Origin of the sequence: Dietzia sp. CW19, from assembly GCF_014145265.1 — a bacterium.
Classification (GTDB): domain Bacteria; phylum Actinomycetota; class Actinomycetes; order Mycobacteriales; family Mycobacteriaceae; genus Dietzia; species Dietzia natronolimnaea.
The window spans coordinates 10660-10965 of record NZ_JAALEE010000565.1; the positions used below are offsets into that span (position 1 = coordinate 10660).

Annotated in this window: 1 protein-coding gene; it reads right to left on the minus strand. The window is 67.0% G+C overall.

The features are described 5' to 3' along the window. The coding region (locus G6021_RS16830) for a type IV secretory system conjugative DNA transfer family protein (protein ID WP_241736640.1) at window positions 1-306 on the minus strand (306 nt) is incomplete at both ends.

Consider the following 306-nt stretch of genomic DNA (forward strand, 5'->3'; position numbering starts at 1 on the left):
CTCAGGCAAGTTCGGCCATCGCACCACGTTGGCGATCTCATCGAGCACCATCAGCACCGGGACCGGGAGTCGATCCCGCTCGAACTGGGAGGCCCGCTTCTTCAACGCCTCACTGACCAGGATGGCCAGCACCGTCGAGATGGGGCGAGCGACCGGATTGTCCTCCTCGGTGAGCATGTACAGCGTCGCGCGGTCATCGTGGGCCAGGTCGGTCACGTCGAGGCGCCGACGGTGGCCGTGGGGCGTGAGCCATTCCCGCACCTCGGCCAGCCCCAGGCACGCGATGCAGTTCTTCGCGGCCGAGAA